The organism is Microcoleus sp. OTE_8_concoct_300 (assembly GCF_031383065.1).
In the GTDB taxonomy this organism is placed as follows: Bacteria; Cyanobacteriota; Cyanobacteriia; order Cyanobacteriales; family Microcoleaceae; genus Microcoleus.
On record NZ_JANMZH010000002.1, the window covers coordinates 1 to 1653 of the forward strand.

General features: G+C 46.2%; 3 protein-coding genes. All 3 read right to left on the bottom strand.

Annotation, left to right across the window (positions count from 1 at the left end):
- Window positions 1-39: 39 nt before the first annotated feature.
- Window positions 40-264 carry a translation initiation factor IF-1 gene (gene infA, locus ACUVJL_RS00030; RefSeq protein WP_006276978.1) on the bottom strand — a complete coding sequence of 75 codons (225 nt, stop codon included), beginning with the start codon at window positions 262-264 and terminating at the stop codon, window positions 40-42.
- 288 nt (window positions 265-552) lie between these two features.
- Window positions 553-1128, bottom strand: coding sequence for an adenylate kinase (locus ACUVJL_RS00035; RefSeq protein WP_445243962.1), 576 nt, complete (start codon window positions 1126-1128; stop codon window positions 553-555).
- Between the two features lie 5 nt (window positions 1129-1133).
- The coding region (locus ACUVJL_RS00040; protein WP_445243963.1) for a preprotein translocase subunit SecY at window positions 1134-1653 on the bottom strand (520 nt) is incomplete at its 5' end.

Here is a 1653-nt window from a genome sequence, read left to right on the forward strand (position 1 = left end):
TTAAACTTAGAATTAGTTTTTAGAAAGTTTTATCTAAGCCTATTTTTTCCGAAGGCGATAAGTAATCCTGCCTTTGGTCAAGTCGTAGGGAGTCAATTCGACTTTGACGCGATCGCCAGGCAGAATTTTGATGTAGTTGCGGCGGATCTTGCCGGAAATGTGAGCCAGCACGTTAAACCCATTATCTAGGTCAACGCGAAACATCGCATTGGGCAGGGATTCCGTCACAGTCCCTTCCATTTCAATTAAATCTTGCTTAGACAATTTGGTATTTACCTCAACTCTACATTTGATTAACTAGGAGTGTCCCGTCGTTGACCTCACAACCTATTTACTGGTAGGAGTCAAACGGAAGGGCAATAATTAGGGCGACTCGATCGACTTTAATACTCAACCAACCGCTTGTTTTAGCTTTACTTGAGTAAAGTTGTGGCAATTAGTATCGAGTTCAATCCGGTCTCTAGCAACCCTCACAAAACCTGATAGCACAAAAAGCTCCTAGTTAACATATCTTAGCAAAAGCTTGTGAGTAACAAGCTGTATTGAGAGGGTTCAAGAGTCGATCGAGAGAGATTGTTGCAGTTCTGCGGTGACTAATTCCATCGGTCTATCGCCATCAATCGCAACTAACTGTTCCCGGTTTCTGTAAAACTCAATCAAAGGTTCAGTTTGCTCGCGATAAACTTGCAACCGACGGCGGATTGTCTCCTCATTGTCATCCTGGCGACCTCGCGACAACAGGCGAGCCACCAAAACATTGTCAGGAACGTCCAAATTGACAGCTCTGAGAGCGCAGTCCTTTCCAGACGTACTTCCTTCAACATCACAGAGCAGTTTGTCAAAAAAAGCTGCCTGCGCGACTGTGCGGGGAAAGCCGTCGAGAATCCAGCCAGCACGAGCATCTGGCTGATTCATACGTTCTTGCACGATATCCATCAATAACTCGTCAGGAACCAACTCTCCCCCATCCATGTAGGATTGTGCCTTTTGACCCAAGTCAGTTTTGGCAACTACGCAGGCGCGTAGGATGTCACCTGTAGAAATGTGGGGTATTTTCCAGAGAGCTGCTAAGAGCTGAGCCTGAGTTCCCTTTCCTGCCCCTGGAGGCCCCATAAAAATCAATTGCATTGCGATTACTTCACCATTCCTTCATATCGCTGGGAGATGACGTAAGTTTGAATTTGCTTAGCAGTTTCGATCGCGACGCCTACTAGAATCAGTAGGGAAGTTGCGCCAAAACCTCTAAAAGTTTGCACCCCGATCGCGCTTTCTACAGCAGTTGGTACAATGGCCACCAGACCGAGAAATATCGCTCCCAAGAAAGTCAAACGGTTCAAAACCTTCTCCACATAATCGCTGGTTTTCTGACCAGGACGAATTCCAGGAATGCTGGCGCCCATTTTCTTCAAGTTCTGAGACATATCTACGGGGTTGACAATCAACGAAGCGTAGAAATAGCTGAAAAACAGAATCAAAGTCAGATAAAACAGCGCGTAAGCCCAAGGCGCCGGTCCGTTCGGACTCAAAACATTAGCAACTTGAACCAAAAACGGGTTATTGAGAGACTGAGCGAGGAAAGAAGGCACAATCAAAACCGAAGATGCAAAAATAATCGGCATCACTCCGCCTTGATTCAAGCGCAGGGGCAGATAG